General features: G+C 71.7%; 8 protein-coding genes and 1 pseudogene. 5 read left to right on the forward strand and 4 right to left on the reverse strand.

Annotated features, from left to right (window positions below; translation table 11 throughout):
• Positions 1-20 precede the first annotated feature (20 nt).
• Positions 21-5,720 carry a DUF6973 domain-containing protein gene (locus ACIQMJ_RS19425; RefSeq protein ID WP_499762362.1) on the reverse strand — a complete coding sequence of 1,900 codons (5,700 nt, stop codon included), beginning with the start codon at positions 5,718-5,720 and terminating at the stop codon, positions 21-23.
• Positions 5,721-5,751: 31 nt separating this feature from the next.
• Positions 5,752-12,489 carry a LamG domain-containing protein gene (locus tag ACIQMJ_RS19430; protein ID WP_499762363.1) on the reverse strand — a complete coding sequence of 2,246 codons (6,738 nt, stop codon included), beginning with the start codon at positions 12,487-12,489 and terminating at the stop codon, positions 5,752-5,754.
• Positions 12,490-13,211: 722 nt separating this feature from the next.
• On the opposite strand from ACIQMJ_RS19430, the gene ACIQMJ_RS19435 reads away from it, so the two are divergent.
• Positions 13,212-14,186 (forward strand): serine hydrolase domain-containing protein, encoded by a 975-nt coding sequence (locus ACIQMJ_RS19435; RefSeq protein WP_499762364.1) that lies wholly within the window; start codon positions 13,212-13,214, stop codon positions 14,184-14,186.
• Positions 14,187-14,242: 56 nt separating this feature from the next.
• On the opposite strand, the pseudogene ACIQMJ_RS19440 reads toward ACIQMJ_RS19435, so the two are convergent.
• Positions 14,243-14,824 (reverse strand): annotated as a pseudogene (locus ACIQMJ_RS19440) (dihydrofolate reductase family protein).
• Positions 14,825-14,891: 67 nt separating this feature from the next.
• Positions 14,892-15,713, reverse strand: coding sequence for a helix-turn-helix domain-containing protein (locus ACIQMJ_RS19445; protein WP_499762470.1), 822 nt, complete (start codon positions 15,711-15,713; stop codon positions 14,892-14,894).
• 466 nt (positions 15,714-16,179) lie between these two features.
• On the opposite strand from ACIQMJ_RS19445, the gene ACIQMJ_RS19450 reads away from it, so the two are divergent.
• The 4 genes from ACIQMJ_RS19450 to ACIQMJ_RS19465 all read left to right on the forward strand — a co-directional run bounded on the left by ACIQMJ_RS19450 (position 16,180) and on the right by ACIQMJ_RS19465 (position 25,080).
• Positions 16,180-19,704, forward strand: coding sequence for an AfsR/SARP family transcriptional regulator (locus ACIQMJ_RS19450; RefSeq protein ID WP_499762365.1), 3,525 nt, complete (start codon positions 16,180-16,182; stop codon positions 19,702-19,704).
• Between the two features lie 421 nt (positions 19,705-20,125).
• The gene (locus ACIQMJ_RS19455) at positions 20,126-21,760 is read left to right on the forward strand and encodes a protein kinase domain-containing protein (protein ID WP_499762366.1); all 1,635 of its coding nucleotides are present in this window, start codon (positions 20,126-20,128) and stop codon (positions 21,758-21,760) included.
• The gene (locus ACIQMJ_RS19460) at positions 21,753-23,570 is read left to right on the forward strand and encodes an SPFH domain-containing protein (RefSeq protein ID WP_499762367.1); all 1,818 of its coding nucleotides are present in this window, start codon (positions 21,753-21,755) and stop codon (positions 23,568-23,570) included. The genes ACIQMJ_RS19455 and ACIQMJ_RS19460 overlap by 8 nt, the downstream gene beginning before the upstream one ends.
• Entirely contained in the window at positions 23,554-25,080 is a 1,527-nt protein-coding gene (locus ACIQMJ_RS19465) for an Hsp70 family protein (protein WP_499762368.1), read from the forward strand. The genes ACIQMJ_RS19460 and ACIQMJ_RS19465 overlap by 17 nt, the downstream gene beginning before the upstream one ends.
• Position 25,081: the final 1 nt, after the last annotated feature.

Raw genomic sequence — 25,081 nt, forward strand, 5'->3', positions numbered from 1 at the left:
GCCACCCACCTCCGCGCCGATCACCGGTCCATGCACCTGCCCTGATAGTAGACGCAGGGCAGAGACCCGGGCTGCACCCCGACGATGTCCAACCGCGGTTCGCTCGCCGGGTCGTACGAGTACCCGCGCGGCACCTGGTCGCTCGGCACGAGGCTGTAGTCGGGCGCGATCACCAGGGCGTGCCCCTGGTCGACGAACGACTCGACCATGTCGGGCAGCAGGTCCATCCGCTGACCGGCGCCGTGGACGATGAACAGCCGGCCGAACTGGTTGTTGTAGAGGTCCATCGCCTCCTGCTTGGCGGTGTTGTCCGGTCGCTGCTCGTGGGCCGTGGCGAAGTTGTTGGCGAACGTGACGCCGAACTCGTTGGCCATCAACGCGTTCCAGTAGATGTGCCGGAAGGCGTCCTGACGACCACCGGCCATCGAGTCGGTGGGGTAGCGCGCCTTGGCCTCACCCTCCGCCTCGCTCTGGATGTCCGCCATCTTCGCCAGGATGCCCCACACGCCGTCCCGCTCTTCATCGCTGCACCGCATCGCCGTGTCCGGCTCCACGGACCCGCAGGTGTGGTCCAGCAGCACGTCCCACTCCGCGTAGACCAGCGCCGGGCCCTTGCCGAAGATCTTGGTGTCGGCGTAGCCGCGCGGGTCGACCTGGACCTGGTACTTCGTCAGCACCTGGTTGAGCGGGGGCACCGTGGCCTGCCCGCCGCGGTACGACCCGGCCGGCACGTCGGAGCCCAGCGGGTAGTTGTCGTGCTTGTTGTGGCAGTTCGCCACGCACTTGCCGTCCTTGTTGTTCTTCGGCCCGTTCGGGTTGTGGCCGCCGTCGCCCGGGCACGAGTTGTAGTCGCAGTAGGCCAGGCCGGACGGGTCGGAGAACGTGATCGGCGAGTTGTTGCCGTAGGCGTAGGCGTTCCACTGCTGCGGGTCGCCGCCGTCCATCACCGGGTCGACCGAGGCGAACCGGCCCAGGTCGGCGTCGTACTGGCGGGCGCCGACGTGGACCAAGCCGGTCGACGGGTCCTCCGTGCCGCCCACGAAGCCGCGGTCGCCGGGGATCGCGCTCGCGCCGCCGCGCCAGCCGCCGAACGGCAGTTGTCGGCCGCGCGACACGGTCATCGTCAACCGGTCCACCGAGATCTGCGGCGTGCCCTGGTGGTCGGACGCCAGCCAGGTCAGCTTCGAGCGCCCCTCCCGCATGGCGATGGTCTTGCCGCCGTGCTGGTAGTAGCGGGTCACCACGGGCTTGGTGGCGCCCTTGGCCAGCTTCAGCTCCTGGTTGCCGAGGTACAGCGTCGTGGCGTCCGGGTCCCGGCGGATCAGGCGGGAGCCGCCTGCCGCGTAGAGGAACTCGGAGGTCTTCGCGCCCTCGACCACCTTCGCCAGCCGGCCCTCCGCGTCCCAGTCGAGGATCTGCCCCGGGCGGTTGGTGGTGCTGCCGATGGCGTTGTAGGCGTACTCGTCCACCCGGTCCACGCCCGGCCCGGTCGTGGTGACCGACGAGACCGCGTGCGCGCGCGGCGACCCGGCGGCCGGGTGGGCGTAGGTCCGCGTGGTGTCCCCGGAGCCCGAGTGCTGGACCTCCTTCAGCCGGTTGCCCGCCGGGTCGTACTCGTAGGAGTGCCAGTACGGCGCGGGACCGCTCAGCGACCCGGTCGACGGGTCGGCGGAGCACTGCCCGGACGGCGTCCACGCCTCGGTCACCCGGCGCAGGTGGTCGTGGCGGAAGCACTGGCGGTCCACCGGCTGGTCCAGCGCCTGGTCGGTGACCGACTTGATGGTGCCCGCGGGGTCGTACCCGAGGTTGACGTCGGCCTGCATCGGCTTCGCCACTTCGGCGTCGACGATGTAGCGGTTCATCCGGCGGGTGTGGTCCTCGTAGTAGTACGACAGCCACATCTGCTTGCCCGCACCGCCGATGCTCATCCGGTACAGCTCGCCGTAGCGGGTGTACTTGGTGTCGGTCACCAGGGTGTCGGTGCCCAGACCGCTGAGGCCACCGGTGGTCTTGACCGGCCGGCCGAGGTCGTCGTACTCGTGCAGCACCGTCTCCGAGGGCAGGTCGGCCACGGCAGCGTACGCCTCGCCGGCGGGTGAGCCGTCCGGCTTGTAGGCGTACTCCATGCGGTAGGTGCCCTTGAGCGGACCTTCCACGTCCGGGATGACCACCTCGGCCCGGATCGGCTGGTACAGCGTCGTGTACGCCTGGATCGACGTGGTGTACGCCTTGCCCGTGGTCGAGTAGCGGGTGGCCGAGTGCATCTGGCCCACGCCGTAGAGCGCGGTGTCGTACTTGAACTCCTGGAGCAGTGTCGCGCCGGAGTGGACGGTCTTCTTCCGCCCCAGGACGTCGTAGCCGTACTTCAAGGTGGTGCTGCGAGCGTCGGTGACCGTCTCCAACCGGCCCAGCAGGTCGTAGGTCATGGTGGACGTGCCCTTGTCGACATCCTCGGCCCGCACCTGCCGCCCCTGGAGGTCGTAGGACCAGCGCCAGGTGTTGCCCGCCGCGTCGGTGGCCGACGCGACCGCTCCGGCCCGCGTGTAGGTGTACCTGGTGGTGTCGTGCTCGCCCTCCGCCGTGCTGCCCTTGTACTGCCACAGCTCGGTGGTGTGACCGCGCGCGTCGGTGATCGTGGTGGTCGGTGTGCCGCCCGGCGGGGGCACGACGTCGACGCGGTCGCCGCCGTAGGCCGTCGTGCTCCGCCACTTCTCCTGGCCGCCGCCCTGGAAGATCGTCGCGACCTGCCGGCCGGCGCCGTCGTACCGCACCCGGGTCAGGCCGGGTACGACGGTCTCGGAGAAGACGAGCAACTGCTGGTCGACGGGCTGCTGGTTGAAGAACGGCTGCGTGGTGCGGGCCACCCGGCCCTGCGAGTCGTACGCGGTGTCCACGACGAGCCGGCCGCCGTCGGTCGGCGTCTGGGCCTGGCGGACCCGGTAGTGGCCGTCGTAGACGGTGGCGGCCGTGATGTAGGTGCCGCGCGGACCGACCGTCGTGCTGGTGACCGAGCTGAGGGCGTCGCGCCGGACCGAGTACGCGATGGTGGTGCTCGGCTGGTCTGGGAAGTCCTCGCGCGGCCGGTTCGGCTTCCACACCCGCACCGTGCGCCCCAGCGGGTCGAACGCCGCCTCGGTGGTGTTCTCGTTGGCGTCCACGGACTTCGTGATCACGCCCCACGCCGGTTCCACGGTGCTGGTCACCGAGTGCCCGAGGGCGTTGGTGATCACCTTGCCCGTCATCAGGCCGCCGGTGGCCGGCGAGTAGGACGTGGTCGTCTTGTTGCCGGCGGCGTCCTCGACCGTCAAGGGACGGCCGTAGACGTCGTAGGTCATGACCGACTTGGTGGCGAACACCGGCCCCGACTCGGGGCGCTGGTCGAGCACCTCGACCCTCGTGGGGTTGCCGCCCGCGTCGTAGGTGGTCTTCGCCCCGGTGATCGCGTCCTCGGGGAACTTCGGAGTCGCCGTGCAGGCCACCCCCACGGTCTCCGACTGCGTGGGCAGCGACCACATCCAGCGGTTCGCGTCCTGCGCGTACGACGTCCGGTTGCACTGGTCGTCGGTCGTCACGTCGACGTCGCCGAGGTCGTTGAGCTCGATCACCTGACCGTGGTCGTCGTACTCCGTCTCGGTCCTGGTCTTGCGCCAGCCACCGGCCCGCAACGCGGTGTACCCGGTCGAGGAGCCGGTGCCGACGAAGTACGCCCGGTAGACGCCGCGGGTCGCGGTCGGGCCGACCCACGCGGGGGTGGAGATCTTCTTCGAGAGGACCTCCTCGGAGGTCCCGTCGTGGGTCTGCGACTCGAACAGGACGCCGTTGAGCCAGTCGGAGTCCTCGCGGGCGCCGCCCTCGGAGTCGGTGACCGTCACCGCGCGCGTCCCGCCGGGCAGGTGGTCGCCGTGCATACCGCGGTAGAAGCGGTCCTCGGTCATCGTGACCGGGCCGTCCGCGCCGGTGCCGACCCGGACGCGGACCCGTCCGTAGCCGCGCCACTCGTTCCAGGTCTTCTTGTCGTCCTTGGTGAACTCCGAGCGGTCGTACCGCCACCCGGCGCCGTCGAGGTACTCGTAGCGGACCACCTGCTCCGGGCTGGACGCCAACCGGTCGGAGGTGGTCACCGACTCCACGACGTACTTGTGGAAGTGGTCGGTGCGCTCGGCGTAGTCCTCCTTGGTCCACGTCACCGGGTAGCAGCGCAACCCGTTGGACTCCGGGTTGGCCGGCATCGCCCGGCCCGGCACGCAGTCCGGCGACGCGTAGCGGATCGTGGTGACCCCGCCCGCCTCGGAGACCACACCGGTGACGCGGTACCGGTTGAGGGGGCCGATGCCGGTGGGCGTGTCCACGCGGTTGGGCATCGCGGTGCCCTCGAACGTCACCGCCGGCAGCGACACCTCGCCGCCGACCAGGCCGGTGTGCGTGATCCCCTTGAGCCAGAGCGCGGCCCGGTACACGTCGTCGGCCTTGGCGTGCTCGTGCTCGAGGGTCCAGCGGTCGACGTCGCTCCAGCTCGTGCCGCGCCGGATCTTCGTGGTGATCGTGGACAGGCGCTTGGTCGACCAGAACGTCGGCGAGTGGCGGTCCGCGCAGGTCGCCGTGTCGCAGCGCTCGTCGAGGGGCACGTCCGGCCAGTTCTCCTTTCGGTCGAACGTGCACGTCGAGTCGCGCACGCAGCGGTCGGCGAGACCGAACTCGACCCGGCTGGTGGCCGGGGCGTCCACGTCGTCGCGCAGGCCGTACTCGACGCTCTTGAGCGTGCCCGCGCGCACGTAGGAGACGGCCGCGTCCTTCAGGTTGCGGCCGTAGCTGTTCGTCTCCTTCTCGTACGTGTAGAGGATGACGTTGCCACGCGGGTCGACCACCTTGTCGAGGTTCCACCGCCACGCCTGCGCGCACCACGACGCGTCGAACGAGCCGGTGTGGCACGGTTCGTCGGCGTCGTCGCCGAACACCGGCACGGTCCACGCGGAGTTCGCCGCCGGACGGGACCCGAAGAAGTACTGGGTGCCGTCCACCGTGGTGATCTTCCACGACTCGCCGTCGTCGTCGCCGTTGCCGGCGGTGGTCACCCGCTCGACGCGGGACCGGTTGTCGGCCTTGAGCCGCCACACGCCGTTGGCGTCGTCCCGGATCATCATGCCGCCACCGCCCGCGAACGACGCGGTGGCGTTGTCGCTGCGCCAGCAGAGGTCACCGGTCTTCGGCGGGGTCGTCCCACCCGTGGTGTCGTCGGCGCACCCGCCGTAGGCGCGCTCGATGAAGCCCGCCGACAGGTCCCAGCCGTCACCGATCCACGACGGCTGGTTGTTCGTCGCGCTGGTGAGGCCGTCCACCGCGGACGACCGGTAGGACAGGGCCAGCGACGGGGTGAACCCGCCCGGTGCGGGCGGCACCCGCACCGGGTAGGACCAGGTGAAGTCGCCGCTCTGCCCCGACACCGCCCAGGACGACGACGCCGACAGCGGGGTGGCGGTGAACGAGCCGCCACCCTCCTGCGAGCCGCCCGAGGCGGGTTGGTCGTTGCGCAGCGCGCGGGTGGTCGCCTCGTCGCCCGCACGGGGCGACATGGTGCCGTTGCTGACCGGCACCGAGGCGACGTCCGACGCGTCCACCGACGGTCCGGCCACCGCGACCGCGGGCGTGGCGACCGCGGTGACCGCGGTCAGGACGAGCACCGCGGTCAGGCCCCGGGACAGGGCATGTCTCGCTTTTCGCATGGTTTCTCCAGTGGCGGAGCGCACGGGCCGGTCAGGCCGTGGGGAAGGACGGCGTGGTGGCGGGCGCGGTGACGAGCAGGTAGCCCAGCCGCTGCTGGTACTCGTGGCCGGTGCAGTTGGTCGTGGAGTCGTACCGGTTGGTGGTGCCGACCTGCACGCACCGGCTCAGCTCCCGGAACTCCGCCCCGGCGGGCGGCGAGGTCCAGATCCGGCCGACGTCAGCGACCTTCGTGGCGCCCTCGCAGGCCGCGTCCAGCGAGCTGAACACATCCGCTCCGCTCCGGCAGACGTACAACGGCGCCGTGCCGGTCTCGGTGGAGGTGGTGACCCACCCGAGGACGCCTTCCAAGCGGTAGCCCGGCTGCACGCCTTGCGCGGTGCTCCAGTGGTCCCACGGCGACTGGACCGCGATGTAGCGGGCCAGCGGCGCGTACCCGAGCGTGTAGCCGAGCAGTTGCTGCTGGGTCCGGCCCTCGCAGCCGGCCGACGTGGAGTCGAAGCGGTCGGCGTTGACGACGCACCGGTACAGCGGGATGACCGGCACGTTCGTCGGCTGCGCGGTGTAGACCGCACCGATCTCGCCGATCTTCGTGCCGCCCTCGCAGTCGGCCTGCGCGGAGGTGAACATGTCGCTGCCCGACTGGCACGAGTAGAGGGTCCGGGTGTTGGCGTGGTCCGCGGGCACCGGGGCGCCGAACGTGCCCTCGAAGCGGAACCCGGGTAGCGGGGCCACGTCGGTGTGCCCGGTGTAGTGCTCCCCCTTCTCGCTGACGTACCGGCCGAGCTGGCCGCCGGGCGGTGCGGGACGCGTGGCGCGGAGCAGGATCCGGTCCGGTGCCACCATGCCCTGCTCGGCCCGCACCTCGTCGATCAGACCGCCGAACTGCTCGGTCGCCCCGGTGCCGGACTTGGCGCGGCCGATCGCGAGCGGGCCTTCGGCGACCCACAGCCGGTTCTCCACCTCGCCGGTGAGCTGCCCGCCGACGTAGAGCCGCATCCGGCCGGCGACGTGGTCGTACACGCCCGCCAGGTGCGTCCAGCGCCCGACCTCGGCCGGTTCCGCGGACAGCGCCCTGATCAGCGGCGCGCTGGTCGCGTCCTGGGCGGGTGCGCTGAACGCCCACCGGCCCGACTCCGGCCGGTACTGCAGGAGGAAGCCGCTGACCTGCGTGCCGTCCTGGCTCACGACGGTGTACGCGCGGTCACCGCGGTCCAACCGCGCCCACGCGCTGATGGTGAAGCTGTCACGCGTGTTGACGCCGTAGGCCAGCGCGGTCGCGGACGACGCGCCGTCGAGCTTCACCGCCGTGCCGGCGATACCGCCCGCCGGGTAGGAGGGCTGCCCGGAGAACGTCAGCGTGTTCTTGCGCCAGCTCGTGTCGTTGCCGTTGCCCTCGTTGAACTGCCACAGGCCGAAGTCGTTGGTGGCCATGTCGTCGTGGACCTCGGCGATCTCACCGTGGCTGAGCGCCCGGCCGAAGACCCGCACCTCGTCGACGACCCGCGGGAAGAAGTGCCCGTTGACGCCGTTCCACTTGTCGCGGCCCACGGTGAACGGACCGGTGCCGTTCCAGGCGACGACGCCGACCTGGACCGCGGACAGCAGCCCGTTGACGTAGAGCCGCAACTGCTTCGCGTCGGCGTCGTACACCGCCGCGACGTGCGTCCACCTGCCCACGACGGCGTCCTCAGCGGACAGCAGCACCACCGTGGACGGGTTGTCCTGGTCGGCCGTGGGCATGACGACCGCCCACTTGCCGGCCGCGTTGTACTGCAGGAGGAACGAGCTGACCCGGTTGCCGTCCTGCCCGGCGATGGTGAAGTTCGCGCCGGTCTTGTTCAGGTAGGCCCACGTCGAGACCGAGAAGCTGCGGCTGGTGTCGACCACCGGCCCGCCGGTCTGCCCGAACCCGGAGGTGCCGTCGAGCTGCACGCCGCGGCCGGAGCGACCGCCGATCCACGACACGGGACCGGTGAACGTGAGCACGTTGCCGCTTCCGCTCGAATCGGCGCCGGTGCTGCCGGCGCTCTCGTCGAGCTTCCAGTGCGCGAGGTCCGCCGCGGGCAGCTCGGCCGGCGGCTGGTCCTCTTCCGGGTAGGACTCGTACAGCGCGGACACCGCGTCGTCGTCCAACGAGCCCGTGTTCAGGCGCACGTCGTCCACCGAGCCCGGCCACAGCTCGGCCGGGCCGCCGGCGAGCCGGCCGCGACCGATCTGCACACCACCCGTCGCCCGCCACGACGACTCCACGGTGCCCTCGCCGACCCGGTTGCTGTTGACGTACAGCAGGATCCGCTTGGCCGACTTGTTGTAGACGCCGACCAGGTGCACCCACGAACCGAAGTCGGCCGACTCCGCCGACACCGCGGCGGCGGTGATCACCGTCGTGTCCGTGTCGGCTTCCGGCATTTCGAACAACCAGTTGCCGTAGGGGTGCTCGCGGTCCTTCACGAACCCGAGCCGGAACTTGCTGTTGCGGTCACCGTCCTGGCTCACCGCGACCCGCTTGCACTTGGTGGTGGTGCAGTTGTTGTTGGGCAGGTGGACCCAGGCGGACACGGTGAAGTCCTCGTCCGTGCGCGGCACCGCCGTGGTGGACACCGCGTCGTCCACGCCGTCGAGGCCGATGGCGTTGCCCAGTCGGCCCGGCGCGAACGCCGCGCCGCCGACCAGGGTCCCGGTGCCCGAGCCGACCGAGTCACCGGCCGTCGCACCGACACCCTCGTCGAACTGCCACTTGTGCACCAGGCTCAGGTCCCGCCCCGCCTTGTCGCGGATCTCGGTCGCGAACAGGACCCGGCCGTGCACCTCGACGTCGTCCAGCGCGCCCGGGAAGAAGTCGACCGCCGAGCCCGACCACAGCGCGCGGCCGAGGTGGAACCGACCGGTCGAGTGGTCCCAGGCGTTGGCGTGCGCGGCCGTGGCGACCAGGTCACCGTTGACGTACAGGGACATCTGGTCGCTGTCGGCGTCGTAGGTGCCGACCAGGTGCGTCCAGACGCCCTGCTGCACGACGGAGCCGACCGCCCGGTCGTGCGTCGGGCCACCACCGTTCTCGTCGCGGGCGAACATGGCCAGCGCCCAGTGGCCGTCCTGCGTCGCTTGGAGCTGGAACGCGCTGGTGGTCCGGCCGTCCTGGGACGCCAGGGCGGCGTAGGCGCCGACCTTGTCCAGCCGCGCCCACGCGCTGACCGAGAAGCTGCGCGAGGTGTCGACCGCGTGCTCGGTGTTCATCGAGGTGCCCCGCAGGCGCACGGCGAGGTCCTTCGGGTCGGACGTGGCGCTCTGCCCGGTCACCCAGTCCACGGGTGCGTCCGGGGTCAGGGACTTGCCGCGGCCCGAGGTGTCCCCGCCGTCGCCGTCCAGCTTCCACTGCCGCAGCGGCGTCGAGTCCAGCGTGGCGATCGGCTCGATCTCGGCGGCGGCCAGCGCACGGCTGTGCACGCGCACTTCGTCCAGCTCACCGCGCAGCGGGTCCGCCGGTGCGCCGGCCCGCAGGCCCCGCCCCATCGCGAACGGTCCGGTCGCGTCCCACAGCGGCGCGGTCGCGGCCGCGCTGACGCCGGCCTCCCGCCCGTTGACGTACAGCGCGACCTTCTTGGTGGCGGAGTCGAACACACCGGTCAGGTGCGTCGGCGTGCCCGCGACGGCCGACCCGGCGACGCTCTGCGCGAGCGCGTTCCACGAGGTGCTGCCGGCCTGGGTGATGCCGAACTCCCAGCGACCGCTGTCGTGGCGCAGCACGAACCCGCTGCCGTCCGCGCCGTCCTGGGACAGCACGGTCATCGTCCCGGTGACGTCGGCGAGCACGACCGAGGCGGACACCGTGAAGCTCTTGTCGGTGCGCACCACCGGGCCGTCGGTGGCGACCTCACCGGTGCCGGCGAACCGGACGGCCCGGTTGAGCACGGTGTCGCCGTCCACGCGCTGGGCGAAGAACTCCGCGCCGCCGGACAGCAGCGCGGACACGCCGCCGGCGACCGAGTTCAGCGCGGTGGTCGAGCCCGGGACACCCTCGAAGCGCCAGTGCGCCACGTGGACGCCGTCACGCCGAATGTCACCGCGGACCTCGTCCTGGGTCAGCGCGCGGTCGTGGACCCGCACCTCGTCCAGGGCACCGTTCCACGCACCGCTGGGCACGCCCGCCCGGACGGCCTGGCCGATGCGGAGCGGGCCGGTGGCGTTCCAATTCACCGACCGGGGTGTGGTGCCCGCGAGCTCACCGTTGACGTAGAGCCGGAGCTGCTTGGCCTCCGCGTCGTGCACACCGACCAGGTGGGTCCACGCGTCCGGCGCCGGTTCCTCGGTCGAGCGCACGAAGGAGTACCCGCTGGGCGACGAGCTGTCGTTGTGCGGCATCACGAACACCCAGCGCTTGGAGCTGCCCTCGTACTGGAGGCAGAAGCCGCAGATGTTCGCCCCGTCCTGGCTCACCGCGGTGTGCCAGGTGTCGCCGACCTGGTCCATCCGGACCCACGCCGACACCGAGAAGCTCTGGTCGGTGCGCACCGCGTTGGGCGCCTCGGCGTACCCGGCGCCGTCCAGCGCGAGGGCCGAACCGACCGCGCCGGCCACGAAGGACACCGAGCCGTGCGCGGTGGCGTGGCGGTCACCCAGGTGGGCGGTGTCCCTGGTGTTGCCCTCCATCTGCCACTGGGCCAGCGCGCCGTTCCCGGGCCGCACGTAGAAGTGGTAGACCCGCTTCGGACCGGGGTTGCCCGCGCGGTCCAGGCTGCGCACGAACAGGTCACGCGGCCCGTCACCGGGCGGGGTCAGCGGGAGGGATGCGACACCACCGAGCTTGTCGGCGTCCACCCGCTTCGAGGTGCCGTCGGTCCAGGCGCCGTCGGTCCACCCGTACTCGAAGGCGTTGACGTCCGCGTCCTTGGCGGTGAACCGGAACACGCCGGGCACGCTGGCGCCGCCGTGCCAGCGGTTGTCCTCCGGGTAGACCGCGCTGACGACCTCGGGCTGGTTCTTCGGGGCGACCCGGTCGACCGTGAACTCCTCCGGGAACCCCGCGTAGGGGGAGTTCGCGACGCCGTCCTTGGCCCGCACGTACCAGTTGATCTTCCGGTTGTGGAAGCCGGTCAGGTCGACCGTGGTGCTGACCGGCGAGTCCGACGACACCCACCCGCCGGTTCGGACCTGCTTGTTGTAGGTGCCGTCCTCGGCGATGTCGTAGACGTCCCACTCGGCGTGCACCTGGTCGCCGTCCGGGTCGGACACCCGGGCCTTGAGCGTGATGGTGGAGTCGCCCACGTAGGGCATGCCACCGCACCACCGGCACGCCACCGGGTCCGGCACGGTGTGCGGCTCGGTCGGCTGGTTCGGCGTGCCGTTGTACTCGACGACCAGGGTGGTGTCGTTCGGGTTGAACTTGCGCCAGTAGTCGTCGTTGCCCTCGTCGTCCGCGCGGATGAAGTAGGTCGAGGACCCACCGGCGTTGATGCCGCCGAGCGCGCCGAAGGACAGCCCCTTCTGGCCCGTGCAGTTCCCGTTGACGGTCGAGACGGCGGCGCGGCCGGTCTCACCGCCGTCGGTCGGCTGGTTGTTCCAGTTGGTGTCGGGGCCGATGCCCCAGTTCGCCTTGTGCAGGCGGTGGGTGTGCGACCAGTTGCACGCCGGGCCGTGCACGACGGCGGTGTCCAAACGCGCGCCGGACACGGCCTTGCCGGCGAGGAAACCGGTGTCGAACATGAAGTACGAGCGGGTCAGCAGGTACGGCGACTCGTAGGCGACGCCGGACCGGGCGGTCGGGTCGACCTGCACCCACCACTTGTCCTCGGCCTGCGAGTTCGCGCCGTTCCAGTGGGTCCCGTTGCCCATCGCGGCGGTGCCGTTGTAGTAGACCGTGGTCCAGCCGGACTTGTGCACGGTGCGCGGGCCGGGGTCGATGTAGACCGGGTAGACCGTCGACGGGTCGGTCAGCAACCGCTGGTCCGGCACGATGGTCAGCGAGTCCGCGGTGACCTCGACGCCCACCGGGGCAAGATCGGTGCGCGGCGCCTCGCCGGCCTGCCGCTTGGAGTCCCACATGGTCGACGGCGGCACGGTGAACACCTCGGCACCGGCGGCGTCGCGCATGTCCAGCCCGCCCTTGTCGTCGGCGGTGACCGCGAGCCCGGTGGTCTTCATGCCGAGCCGCACGCGCTGGAGCGCGGGGTTCTTCGCGGCCTCGGCGTTCTTGACGACGATGTGCTGGTCGTAGCCGTCGTCCACGGCGGTCATCACGAGGTCGACACCGGGCAGGACGTCGACGTAGGTCGCGTTGCGGCCGTCGACGCGCGGCTCCGGCAACGCGCCCGGCCACGACAGCGCGAATCCCGTGCCGGCCCGGGCCAGTTCGACCAACGGCGCGTCGGCCCCACCGCGGGAGAACGCGAGCCCGACGTCGGCCGCCCCGGGCGTGACGCCGCGGTCGGTGACGTGCAACGACGTGTCGACCGGCACCCACTCGTCACCCCGCCGCACCCGCTGCGGCGTCAGCGAGAGGCGCGCGCGGAGCCGGCCGTCGGGCAGCGCGAACACGGAGCGGGTGGCCGTGCGCATGCCGACCGCCTCGACCTCGGTGCCCTGGGCCCGAGCGGCGACGAGCGCCGCCCCGGTGTCAGGCGCTTCGGTGATCGGTTGGGCGACGGTCTCCTCGGGCCCGCCGGTGGCGACCGTGACGACAACCGCCGCGACCGCCGACACGGCCAACAGTGACGCGAGGAATCTGGACGTGCGCAGGCGTGACCGCCCGGCCGCCAAGCGGCTGGTGGACAAGATGAGAGGCCCCCCGGTGCATGCGCATGCCCCCCGACGGCATGACACCTGACATTGTCAGTGTGCCACTGTGCGGCATCACCCCCACTTCACATAGGGGTAGATCAAGTGACGTAGACCACAGCCCCGTCCGGGCACCGCGCGGTCGCCCCGCCCGGAGGGGCGACCTCGCGCGAGTTCCGATCTTGCTCGCGCTCAACCCGTGCCGCGGGAATGCCTGCACGACAACGGTTCCAGCGCCATCCGCGCCAGCCATGGAACGGGCTGGAGATCAGGCGGCCGTCCTCACCGGACGCGATCCGGGGCCACGTGCACAGGTGCCGGAGACGGACTCCGCTCCACATAGGTCTCACGCGTTTTCGTGCCGCTGGTCGCGATGGGGGCGAACACGTCGAGGAACGCCCCGGCCCGACTACCCGGCGTCGCCGGACTCGGCGGTTCGACGTGCGGCGGTGTTGCTCAGCGTCACGAGGGTTCGCCGGTGCCGCGCGCGGAGTGACTTCGGGATGGTGTCCCGCCGGCGGGACCGCCACGTTCGTCGATCTCGCTCCCGCGCGCGGCACCCTCGCGTCGTTCGGCCCGCGGTTGATGGCCGCAGGAGGCCACGGGGCCGGTTCATGCGAAAGTCGCACCACAGGTAGCCGAAGGTGCCATGTCGATCGCCTGCGCGCCGGCTACGGTTTGCCTGTCGCCGTGTCGAAGAGTTCCGAAGGGTGTGGGTCTTGTCGGGTGCAACGCTCGCGGAGGAGTTGGTCGCACGCCTGGGGCCTCGGCACCCGGTGGCCGCGGTCGCCACGGTGTCGCCGGCCGGGACCTCGGTGGCGAGCGTGGGCGCGTCCGCCGACGCCGACTTCGAGATCGGCTCGATCTCCAAAGGGGTCACCGGCCTGCTCTACGCCGACGCGCGGGAACGTGGCGAGATCGGGCCGTCCACCACGCTGGGCGACCTGCTGCCGCTGGACGGTGCCCCGGTGGCGGGCGTGACGCTGTCCTCCATCACCACACACCGCTCGGGCCTGCCGAGCCTGCCCGCCGCGGCTTCCGCGCTGCGCAAGTCGTTGGCACTCTGGCTGCACGGCGCGAACCCGTACGGCGAAACGCTCGACCAGCTGCTCACCCAGGCCCGCGGCGTGCGCCCCGGTCCACCCCGACCCCGCTACTCCAACCTGGGCTTCCAGCTCTTGGGGCACGCCTTGGCGAACGCCGCCGGCACGACGTTCCAGGACCTGCTCCGGGACCGGGTCGCCGCTCCGCTCGGCCTGGACGTGTTCTACGCGCCCGCCACCCCGGCCGACCTGCGACCGGCCGCACTCACCGGCACCACCCGGTGGGGCCGCGAGCGCCACCCGTGGACGGGGGAAGCGGTGGGACCGGCGGGAGGCATTCGCGCGCGCATCGGCGACATGGCCCGCCTCGCCGCCGCGCTCGTCGACGGCTCCGCGCCCGGCACCTCCGCCCTGGACCCCGTGGAGAACTTCACCGGCCGGGTGGTGCGCATCGGTGCGGCGTGGATCACGCTGGAGCGCAACGGCCGCGCCATCACGTGGCACAACGGCGGCACCGGCGGCTTCCGCAGCTGGATCGGTCTGGACCGCGCGGCCGGTACCGCGGTGGTCCTCCTCTCCGCGACCGCGATCCCGGTGGATCGGCACGGTTTCGCCCTGCTCGACAAGCTGACCGAAGAGCAGGGCCCCTGATCATCCGAACTGTCCACGGTGGACGCAGTAATGAACGGATACCACCGGAGGCTCGCTCAACGGCTCACGCGATAGCGCACGTGCAGCACCCGGTTGCCCTGAATCACCACATCAGGGTCCTCCAGCAGGTGCTGCGCGCGGACCGACCCGAAGTAGCGCTTGCCCGACCCGAGCACCACGGGCACGACGTCCATGCGCACCTCGTCGACCAGACCCGCGGCGAGCACCTGGCCACCGACGTCGCCGGCGGCGACTTCGACCAGGCGGTCACCCGCGAGCTCCTGCGCCTTGGCGACGGCCGCCTCGACGCCGTCGACGAAGTGGAACGGCGCCTCGGCGTCCCACCCCTCGGGCCGCGGCCGGTGCGTCACGACGACCACGTGCTCGACCCCGCCCGGCGGCTTCCCGTCCCAGCCGCCCGTCAAGTCGAAGACGTGGCGGCCGACGATCGTCACCCCGCTCCGGTCCCAGTAAGCCCGCGTGTAGTCGTAGGACGTCTACGACACCTTCAACGCGCCGCTCTCGTCCAACGGCACGTCACCGCTGGACAACCAGTCGAACAGCGGTCCGGGCCGGTCGTCCTCGTCCGCGATGAAGCCGTCCACCGACACCGAGCTGTACATGACCACCTTGCCCACGGGGCTCTCCTCTGCTTCGGGGTGCCCGCAAAGTAGCGGGTCGGGAGGCGGTCGCTCTTGTAAGAAATCAATCGGCCGGCAGCGGCCAGCCCTCCAGCACGTTGCCGGGGTGCTCGCGCAGGAACCGCCGCCGGACCTCGACGTACCGGGTCGGCGTGAGCCCGGTGAACGCCCGGAACTCGTGGCCGAAGTGGGCCTGGTCGAAGTAGCCCGCGCGACCGGCGAGGTCGGCCCAGTCGACCGGTCCGGCGGGGTCGATGGCGAACACGGTGGCGGTGAAGCGGTAGTGGCGGGCCAGCCGCTTCGGCGTGACACCGATGAGCTCCTTGAACCGCTGCGCCAGATGAGTGCTGCTGACACCGGCCGCCACGCTCAGGTCGCCGATCGCCACCGCTCCGGTGTTCGCCGCGATGACGCCGGCCGTGTGGCGGACCAGCCCCAGGCCGGCGGTCTCGCACAGCCGCCGCACCAGCTCCTCCTCGAGCAACGTCAACATCTCATCCGGCCCGCACGCCGCAGCCAGCCGGTCCCGCAGCCCGGCGGTGGCCGGCCGACCCCAGACCTGCTCCACCGTCACCGGCCGGTCGCACAGCTCAGCGGCCGGCATCGGCAGGAACGGCGCCAACCCCCACGGCTTGAAGTGCACGCCGACCGACCGGGTCGCGCGCGGGTAGCCGACGTCCAACGCCCCGGTGGGCATGGTGACCACGCAGCCGTCGGCGTACTCGGCGGTCTCGACCTCGGTGCCGCTGCGGATGCGGAACGGCTCCCCGAGGTTGACGATGAGCAACGCCGCCGGCATCGGCGGCAGCGTCAGCCGGGCGTACGGCGGCGCGCCCTCCAGGTAGTAGAGGTCGTCGATCAGCCCGTCGAGCGGCGGACGCGGCACCCTGGACACGTACTCCACACCCACAGCATCGCCGATACCCCGCCTGCACCGCCCGCCGGGATGGTCCGGGACTCCTACGCAGCACGGGGACGACAGAGGTGAAGATTCGTCAGGTCGACGTGCGCAACCGAATGGGCGCGCCTGCGGCGCGGGCGATTCCCGGGTGGACAGTTGTTCGTGGACCTGAGCGGTTCGAACGCGGGCACATCCGCACCGCGGCTTCCCCCTCGGCCGGTTGGCCGCTGCGTCCGGGAACAGGATTCAGCGCGCTGGACGAAATCGGGACAAAGGCACAGCCAAACGGGTGGCCGCCCGCACGTTTGCGGATTCCGCCCACCGACCGCCTGCCACACTCCAGACGGGTCGAGCCTTCCGGGAGGCGCGGGTGGAGATCCGGCTGTTGGACGGTGTCGGGATTCACGGTGACCAGGGCGAGCACAAGCTGAAAACGAGAACGCAGGAATGCATGCTCGCCGTGTTGGCCCTGTCCCCGCGCAAACCCGTCAGCGTCGGGGTGCTGACCGACTGCCTGTGGTCGCCCGACAACCCGGAACGCAAACAGGCCAGGAAACCCGCGTCGACCATTCGGACGTATGCCAAGCACATACGCGGCGCCCTCACCCGCGCGGGCGGTGACGGCGCCTGGCTGGACGGCCAGTCACGTCCCGGGTTCTACGTGCTCGCGATCGACCCGGTGCTGGTGGACTACCACCGGTTCCTGAGCCTGGCCGACGCCGCCCGACAGGCCCGTGACCCGGACCGGTTCGACGAGGCGTTCGCCCTGTGGCGGGGTGCTCCGCTGGCCGGTCTCGGCAGCGACTGGGCCGACCGCCGCCGCGAGGACATGGCCGCCCAATACCGGACGCTCAAGGAGCACCACCTGCGAGCCCTGCTGGACCGCGGTCACGCCGACAGGGTGCTGCAGGAGCTGCACGTCCTCGTCGAGCACCACCCGACCGACGAGTTCCTGCTCCTCGGCGTCGACGCCCTCTCCGCACTCGGACGCCACGTCGCCGTCCCAGCCTGGATCGACCGCATGACCACCCTGATGCGTCAGGTCTACGGCGCCGAACCCTCCGCGGGCGCAGTTGCCCACGCCCGTCAGACGACCGCCCGGCCCTCACCCTCCGCGCCCACCGGGCCGTGGGCGTCCGACGCGGCTCAGGGCCACACCGCCACCCCCTTGCCGGCAGGCCCGGCCGCGGTGTCGGTGGAGAACGCCGTGCGGGAGCACCGGCAGGTGACGGACCGGGTGTTGGGCGAGGGGTTCACCGGGCGGGCGTGGGTGCTGGCGGAGATCGACGAACGGCTGGCCGGGATGTCCGGCGGCTACGTCTGGGTCTCGGGGGACGCCGGGGTGGGGAAGACGGCGTTGGCGGCGTTCCTGGTGGCGGAACGGGGGTGGGTGGGGCACTTCGCCGGGGTGAGCCGGGGCACGACGGTCCGGGTCGGGTTGCAGAACCTGGTCGGCCAGCTGGTGCGGCGCTGGGCGCTGGCGGACATCGCGCCGGGCGCGATGGTGCCGGAGTGGGCGTTCACCCCGGAAGGGTTCGACGTGGTGCTCCACGCGGCGGCCAAGCGGGCCCGGGAGGCGGGGAGCCCCTTGGTGCTGGTCGTCGACGGGGCGGACGAGGCGGAGGTCGACGGGCAGCCGTGGGGCCTGCCGTTCGTGCTGCCGGACGGGGTGTTCGTGGTGGGCACCTACCGGACCGGCCACCCGCCGCCGCGCGCGGGCGGCGACCACGCCGTGGTGCGGCTGGCGGCGGACGATCCGCGCAACCGCCTCGATGTCGAGGCGCACCTGCGTGCGGCGCTGCCGCCGGAGCTCGCCCGCGAGGACGTCATCGCCGCGCTGTCGGACCGGTGCCAGGGCGTCTGGGTGTACCTGCGCTACGCCGTCGAGGAGCTGCGGAACGGGGTCCGCGACGTGCGGGACCTCGCCACCCTGCCCTCGGGCCTGTCCCGCTACTACACCGACACCGTGGACCGCTGGAGCCGGACGCCGGACTGGGACGCCGGGCTGCTGCGGCTCTTGGGCGTGGTCGCCGTCATCGGGGAGCCGCTCGACGCCGCCGACCTCGCGTCGGCGGCCGACGCCGACGAGACCGCGGTCCGGCGCTGGTGCCACAGCACCCTCCGGCCGTTCCTCGCGGTGGAGCGCGCGGGGCCGACGGCCCGGAGGTTCGCCGTCCACCACACCAGCCTGCGGGAGTTCCTGAACGGCCGCCCCCTGGACGACCTCGGGTCCGAGGAGGACTGGCACTGGAGCGAGACCCTCGGCGCCGCGGCGGCGACCGCGCGCCACCGGATCATCGACCTCCACCTCGCCGGGTTCGGCGGACTCGACGCCGGGTTGCCGCGACTGGCCGCCGACCCCGACCTGCTGACCGGGTACGCCGTGCGACACCTGGCGGGGCACCTGCTCGACGCCGGGCGGATCGAGGACCTCCGCCGGCTCCTCACCACCGAGGGCCGGACGGGCAACCTGTGGTTCGCCGCCCACGAGCACGCCGACGCCGTCGACGACTACCTCGCCGACATCGCCACCCTGTGGGCGCACCTCGCACGCCGGACCGACGAGGCGCTGACCGCGGGCAGGCCCGCGCCGACGCTGGTGGACGAGGCGCGGTGCGCGCTCGCGGCCTCCTCGATCACCAGCCTCACCGCGAACATCCCGGCCGACCTGGTGGTCGCCTTGGTGAAGGCCGGGATGTGGACGCCGTCACGGGCGGTCGCCCACGCCCGCAGGCTGCACGCCCCACCCGCCAGGGCGCTGCTGCTCGCCGCCCTGGTCCCCCTCCTGCCGGACCACCTCCGCCCCCCGGCGGTCGCGTGGGCGCTGGCCGCGGCCCGTGATCCCGTCACCCACATCACCGGTGACGTGCTGACCCGGCTCGCGCCGCACCTGGCGGACGTGGCCGACGCGGTGTCGATCGCGTCCCGGGTGCGGCACGGCGGGTGGCGTGCCGCCGCGCAGGCGGCACTCGCGCGACGCCTCGACGGGCAGGCCAGGCGGAACCTGCTCCGGGACGCGCTGGACTCGGCGATGTCCGTCGCCGGTGAGCACGATCGCGCGGAGGCCGTCCGGCGGATCCTGCCGGAACTGCCCGATGACCTGGTCGACGACGCGGTGTCCGCCGCGGCCGGGACCGCCCCTCCGCGCGAAGCACCGCGGCCGCGGATCGGCGCGCTGCTGGAGCGCGCCACCGCGGACGGCAGCGAGCTCGCGCGCGTCGACGAGCTCGTCGCCCTCGTCCCGACGAGTTCCGAGGACGAGCTCGCCGAGGTCCTCGCCGCCGCGGCCGGGATCTCCGACCTCGACGCCCGCGCCGTCCTGCTGACGGCGGTCGCGGCCCGGCTGCCCGTCGGCGAACGACCGCCGGTGCTCGCCGCCGCGCTGACCGCGGCCCGCACCATCACCGCCGCCCCCACCGACCCCGACGACGCCTTCACCGCGGCCGATCACCGGACCCGCGCCGGGGTGCTGGCCGGGTACGCGTTGCCCGACGAGCGCACCACCGCCGTGGGCCACGGCCCTCCCCCGCCCCTCGCCCGCACGCTGCCCGAGATCCTGGCGATGGACGACCCGTTCCGCAGGGCTCGCGCGCTGGCCACGGCCGCACCCGGCTTGGCAGCCGCCGAGGTCGACGTGGCGCTCTCCGCCGCCGAACTCCTCCCCGAGGAGGCCCGGACGCGGGCGCTCACCGGCCTGGTGCCCGTCCTCGGCTCCGCCGCCCACCTCGCGCGGGCCGCGGCGGCGGCACCGAGCCGGGACCGCGGACTGCTGGTCGCGGTGGTGACCCGCGCCGCGGCGGTCCTGCCGGGCCCGGACCTGGTCGTCCTGCTTCGCCGCACGATGCGGTCGGTAAGCCGGACGACGTGTCTCGCGCTCCTGGACCGGGCCGCACCGAAGCTGGCGGAGCTCGCCGGTCCCGGGTTCCACGACCGCCTCGCCGCGGCGGTCGACGACGCGCGGCGCTGGTGGCCGTGAGAGGGGGAGAACTCCCGACTCGTCGGGAGGGCACGCGGGCGGCACCGGCGGATGGTGCCGAGCAATCCTCAGGAATACCTCGTGGATGTCGTCGCGGATCCTCATCCGACCCGTGGCCGGCGAAATCAGTACCGAAGACACCGGGGTGCCCCGCGTTATTCCAAGATCACTTTTTCGAGAACCTGGACCCGCAATTTTACGGCAAGGCAGCCAGTTCCCGGTCAGGACACCGGACTGGACACCCGATCTTGAAATTTCGGACGCCGGGGAACGCAACGAAGCGACTGCCATAGGGCAAAAGCGTGATAGCCGGACAATTTTGTTGTAAGCCGGGCTAGAATCGTCTTTGCGACGCACGGCGGGCAAGCGTGGTCCGCGCGTGGCACGCGTCGGGGGACGTTCGTGTGCCGGAAGGTGACGAATGGTCATTGGGCAGGTTGACGTATTGAGACCCGGTGATCCGAGACGCCTGGGGCCCTACCGGGTGCTGGGCAGGCTGGGATCAGGCGGGATGGGCACGGTGTACCTGGCGGAATCGTCCGGGGAAGAGGTCGCCGTGAAGGTGATCCACTCGTCGCACGCGGCGGATCCCGTGTACCGCAGGCGGTTCACCCAGGAGATCGCGGCGGCGCTGGCGGTGCGCTCGGAGTACACCGCCACGGTGGTCGACTCGCAGGTGGTGGGCGACCCGCTCTACGTGGCCACGGAGGTGGTCCGGGGGCAGGCGCTGGACCGGATGGCGGCGCCCGGCAGGGGGCTGCCATCCGAACGCGTCGTCTCGCTCGCCCGCGACACCGCGCGGGCGCTGCGCGACATCCACCGGGAAGGTCTGGTCCACCGGGACCTCAAGCCCTCGAACGTGATGGTCGGCCCGGACCGCGCTGTGCTGATCGACTTCGGCATCGCGACCACCGTCGCCGACATCGGTCGCCTGACGAGCACCGGGAAGGTGATGGGAACCCTGCCCTACCAGGCCCCGGAACTGGTCCGGGGAGGCAGCGCCGCATCGGTGAAGTCCGACATGTTCGCGTGGGGATGCGTGGTCTTCTACGCCGCGACCGGGCGCGGGCCGTTCGGTGACGGCGCGGCGGGCGAGGTGATCCCGGCCATCCTCGGCGCGGATCCGGACCTGCGCGAGGTGCCGGGCGAGGTGCGCGAGATGGTGGGACTGGCGCTGTCGAAGCGGGCACGGGACCGGCCGGACGCCGACGAGGTGGCCGCCGAACTGGAATCGGGGTCCGCGTCCGTCGTGGTCTGCGGCACACCCCGCAACGGTTACGCGGTCCGGCTCCGGAAGCTGTTGATGGACAACGGCTTCACCGCGCGGATATCCACCATTCCGGACACCCTCAACGGCGCGGGCGTGCTGCTGGTCCTGGACACCGACCGGCCCCTCCCGGAGACCGTCGACATGCGACTCGCTGCGGAATGGCTCAACATCCCGGTCCGGCGGATCGTCCTGACCGGTCCGCGGCAGCCGGACGACTTCCTCGACGCGCGTGCGAGCGCACTGCCCGGTCCCGCCCATCTCGCGCAGCTGCGGGCCCTGGTGCGCACAGAGCCGCGGACGCACGACGCCACCAGCCCGGTGGACCGCACGGCCGCGCTCATCGCGACCGTGCGCACCGCGCTGCGGGCCGGGGACCTCGTCACGGCCGACCGGCTGACCACCGACATGCTGCTGGCGGCAGCCGGGCGGTCGGACGAGGGCTGGATGACCCGGTCCCACGTCAGTCACGTCGGTACCGCGTTCCTGCGCGAGTTCGCCCGGGTGTGGCAGGAGGAAACCGGGGGCAGGCACGGTTTCCACGCGCAGCGAGCGCTGCTGCCGGAGAACTCGCGGAACCGGATGTTCACCCTGGCCCGTGCCTTCGGGTGGAGCCGCGACGGCTTCATCTCCGACGACTACGAGACGTGGGTGGCCGACCGCGCGGACGTCCCGGGGTTCTTCCCGACGCTGCGCTCGCCCAAGCGGTCATACGGCTGGTACGACAACTGGAGCATGACGGTCACCGCGGTGCACGACCGGATCATCGAGGAGCGGCGCAGTGGATGACGTCATCGGGTTCGTGGTGTCGGGACTAATCGTGCTGGCCGGGCTGGGCTTCCTCGTGCTGGTCGTGCAGCAGGTCAAGCGGTCGATCGTGAACGTTCCGCTGGGGCAGTTCGCCGTGGTGACCAGGAGGTACAGCTCGTTCCGGCACGCCGATTCGCTCGCCAGGGCGGTGGACCGGCAGACCAGGCTGCTGCGCGGCGGTCGCATCTACTTCCGCCCGCGCTGGCTGTTCCAGGTGGACGTCCAGGACATGATCAGCATTCCGAATGACTCGATCGGGATCGTGCACGCCAAGATGGGCGGTTCCCTCGATCACGGACAGCCCATCGCACGGCACGTGCCGTGCGACGACTTCCAGGACTTCAAGACCTTCCTCGACAAGGACGGGCAGCAGGGACCGCAGATCGAGGTCCTGCACAGCGGCGGCCAGTACGCCATCCACCCCACCGTCTTCGAGGTGAAGATCGTCAAACGCACCTACGTCCCGTTGCGGACCATCGGCGTGGTGGTGGCCAAGGTGGGCGAGATCATGCCGTACGGCCACACCCTCGCCCGGCACGTCGAGTGCAACTACTTCCAGGACGGGGTGAAGTTCCTCGACGACGGCGGGCAGCAGGGACCGCAGCAGGCGCTGCTCCCCGGTGGGGGCTACTACGCCATCAACACCGACATGTTCAACGTCCTCACCGAGAACCACCTGGACCTCGAGACGGTCCCGCTGTCGCACCACTACCTGGAGCCGGAGGACCTGCGGCTGGTGTCGGTGGAGAGCGAGGAGACCGGTGTCGTCATCGTCACCGAAGGGAAACACCCGGTCAACGCCGCCGAGCCCGCCCCGAAGATCGAGGGCCACGAGAGCTTCCAGTTCCCCTGGATCTTCCTGGCCAACGGCGGGCAGTTCGGTCCGCAGTCGGAGGTGCTCCCGGGCGGCTCCACCTACGCGATCAACCCGTTCTTCGCCCGCGTGGTGCGGATCCCCTCGCGCGAGCTGATCCTCTCCTGGGGGCGCAAGGACGTCAGCGCCGACCGCTACGACTCCGAGCTGGACCTGATCGAGGTGACCTTGGACGGGTTCCACGTGTCGGTCGAGCTGACCCAGACCTTCGCCATCCCGCCGGAGACCGCGCCACACCTGGTCAAGCGGTTCGGCGAGGACGACGAGGAGCACGGCACCGCGGGCGTGCGCAAGTCGGCCGCGGTGCAGCGGCTGGTCACCCGCCTGCTCGGCGTGGTCGTCAAGGGCTACTTCAACGAGGTGTCCAACAGCCACCTCATCGAGGAGTTCATCAGCGACCAGAACCAGGTCCGCGCCGAGCTGAAGACCCTGGTCGAGCAGGCGCTGCGGGAGCAGAACGTCTCCCCCCGGCTGACCACCATCGGCGCGATCAAGTTCCAGTCCGACGAGATGAACGAGGAGTTCCGGCACTTCGCGAAGCTGCGGCAGCAGAGCAGGCAGCTCGGCCAGCAGCTGATCAACGCGGCGGTGGAGACGGACCTGAAGCGGGAGAGCATCAAGCAGGAGAAGCTGAAGCGGTCGGCGGAGCTCGAGGAGGACGTCCGCATCCTGGGCCGTGACCAGGTCGCGGCGGAGCGGATGGCCAGGATCGACGCGAGCCGCCAAGTCCCCCAGGTCCTCGTCTCGTCGAACGACCCCGGCGTCCTCGACCTCCCCAGGCGGGTCCGCGGCGTCTCGCGGCGCGACGGGCAGCTTCCCGTGTGGGTGCTGGACACGGAGGACGTGCGGCCACAACCGGCGCAGCTCACCGAGGTCTACGACCTGAACGAGGAGGAGCATGACGAACGGCGCTGATCGCCCTCGTCTGGGCATCGACCTCGGCACGACCGCCACGTGCGTCTGCGTGGTGGACGGCAGCGGGGAGGTCAGGGTGCTGGCCAACCGGGAGGGCGGCGCGACCACCCCCTCGGCGGTGTACCTCGGTGCGGACGGCACGGCGGCGGTGGGTGACCTCGCGCTCGACCAGCGCGCGCACGAGCCGGGGCGGGTGATCACCGAGATCAAGCGGGAGATCGGCGGTGACTGCACCGTCGCGGTCCCCGGCGGGCACCTGCGGCCCGAGCAGATCTCGGCCCTCATCCTGCGGCAGGTCGTCGAGGACGCGCTCGAGGCGCTCGGCACGGCGGTGCCCGCCGACGGTCCGCTCGCCGGCGCCGTCGTCACGGTTCCCGCCTACTTCGGGACCGCGGAGCGGGCGCGCACCCGCGAGGCGGCCCGCATCGCCGGGCTGGACGTGCTCGACCTGGTCAACGAGCCGACCGCGGCGGCGCTGGCCAGCGGCCTGCGCGGGACGCCCGGCGGTCGGGCGGTCCTCGTCTACGACCTCGGCGGCGGCACCTTCGACGTCACCGTCGTGCTCATGTTCCCCGACGAGGTCCGCGTCGTGGCGACCGGCGGGGACGCCCGCCTCGGTGGCGCCGACTGGGACCGGGTGCTCGTCGACCTCGTCCTCGACCAGCTGGGCGACGTCTCCGACGAGGAGGACCCCCGGACGTCCCCGCGGCTGATGGCCGGTCTGCTCGGACGGGCGCAGGCGGTGAAGGTCGCGCTGTCGACCTCCACCGAGCAGATGCTGACCCTGCGGACCGCGGGAGGCCGTGTGCACCGCATGGTCATCTCCCGCACCGACTACGAGAACGCCACGTCCGACCTGCTCGACCGCACCATCGACTTCACCGCCGACCTCATCGAGCAGGCCCGCGCCGCCGGGGTGTCGACGATCGACGACGTCCTCCTGGTCGGCGGGATGTCGCGGACGCCCGCCGTGGCCAGGAGGCTCGACGAGGCGTTCCCGCACCTGCCCGCGCCCCGGCTCGCGGCCGACGCGGAGCTGGTCGTCGCCAAGGGCGCCGCCCGGGTCGCCGCCGGCGAGTCCCGCAAGGTCGTGGACGTGACGTCCAAGGGTTACGGCGTGCTGATCACGCGCGACGCCGGTCGTCCCTCGCTCGGCAGCGCGGTGCACTGGATCATCGTCCCGAACACCCCGCTGCCCACCAGCGGGCGGCACACCTTGTGCACCGTGGGCGACCGGCAGACCACGATGCGGATCGCGGTGTACGAGTCCATGACGGACGTGCTGTCCGACGACGAGGCCGACCACCTCCGGCTCGACGAGCGCATCATGGAAGGGCTGCCGCGGGACGGCAGGCGCGGCGACCCGGTCGAGCTCGACTTCTCCCTGGGCGCCGACGGGGTGCTGCGGATCGACGCCCACGCGGCCAACGGCGCGCGGCTGGAGATCGAGACCCAGGTCCGCGGCCGCGACACCGACACCGTCGCGCCCCTGCCCGGCCTGCGGCGGTGAC

This window comes from Actinosynnema sp. NPDC091369 (assembly GCF_044757065.1).
Classification (GTDB): Bacteria; Actinomycetota; Actinomycetes; order Mycobacteriales; family Pseudonocardiaceae; genus Actinosynnema.

Coding starts and splice junctions, on each gene's coding strand:
- ACIQMJ_RS19450 (WP_499762365.1), top strand. CDS start 16,180: ATGCTCGCCGTGTTGGCCCTGTCCCCGCGCAAACCCGTCAGCGTCGGG.
- ACIQMJ_RS19425 (WP_499762362.1), bottom strand. CDS start 5,720: ATGCGAAAAGCGAGACATGCCCTGTCCCGGGGCCTGACCGCGGTGCTC.
- ACIQMJ_RS19465 (WP_499762368.1), top strand. CDS start 23,554: ATGACGAACGGCGCTGATCGCCCTCGTCTGGGCATCGACCTCGGCACG.
- ACIQMJ_RS19455 (WP_499762366.1), top strand. CDS start 20,126: ATGGTCATTGGGCAGGTTGACGTATTGAGACCCGGTGATCCGAGACGC.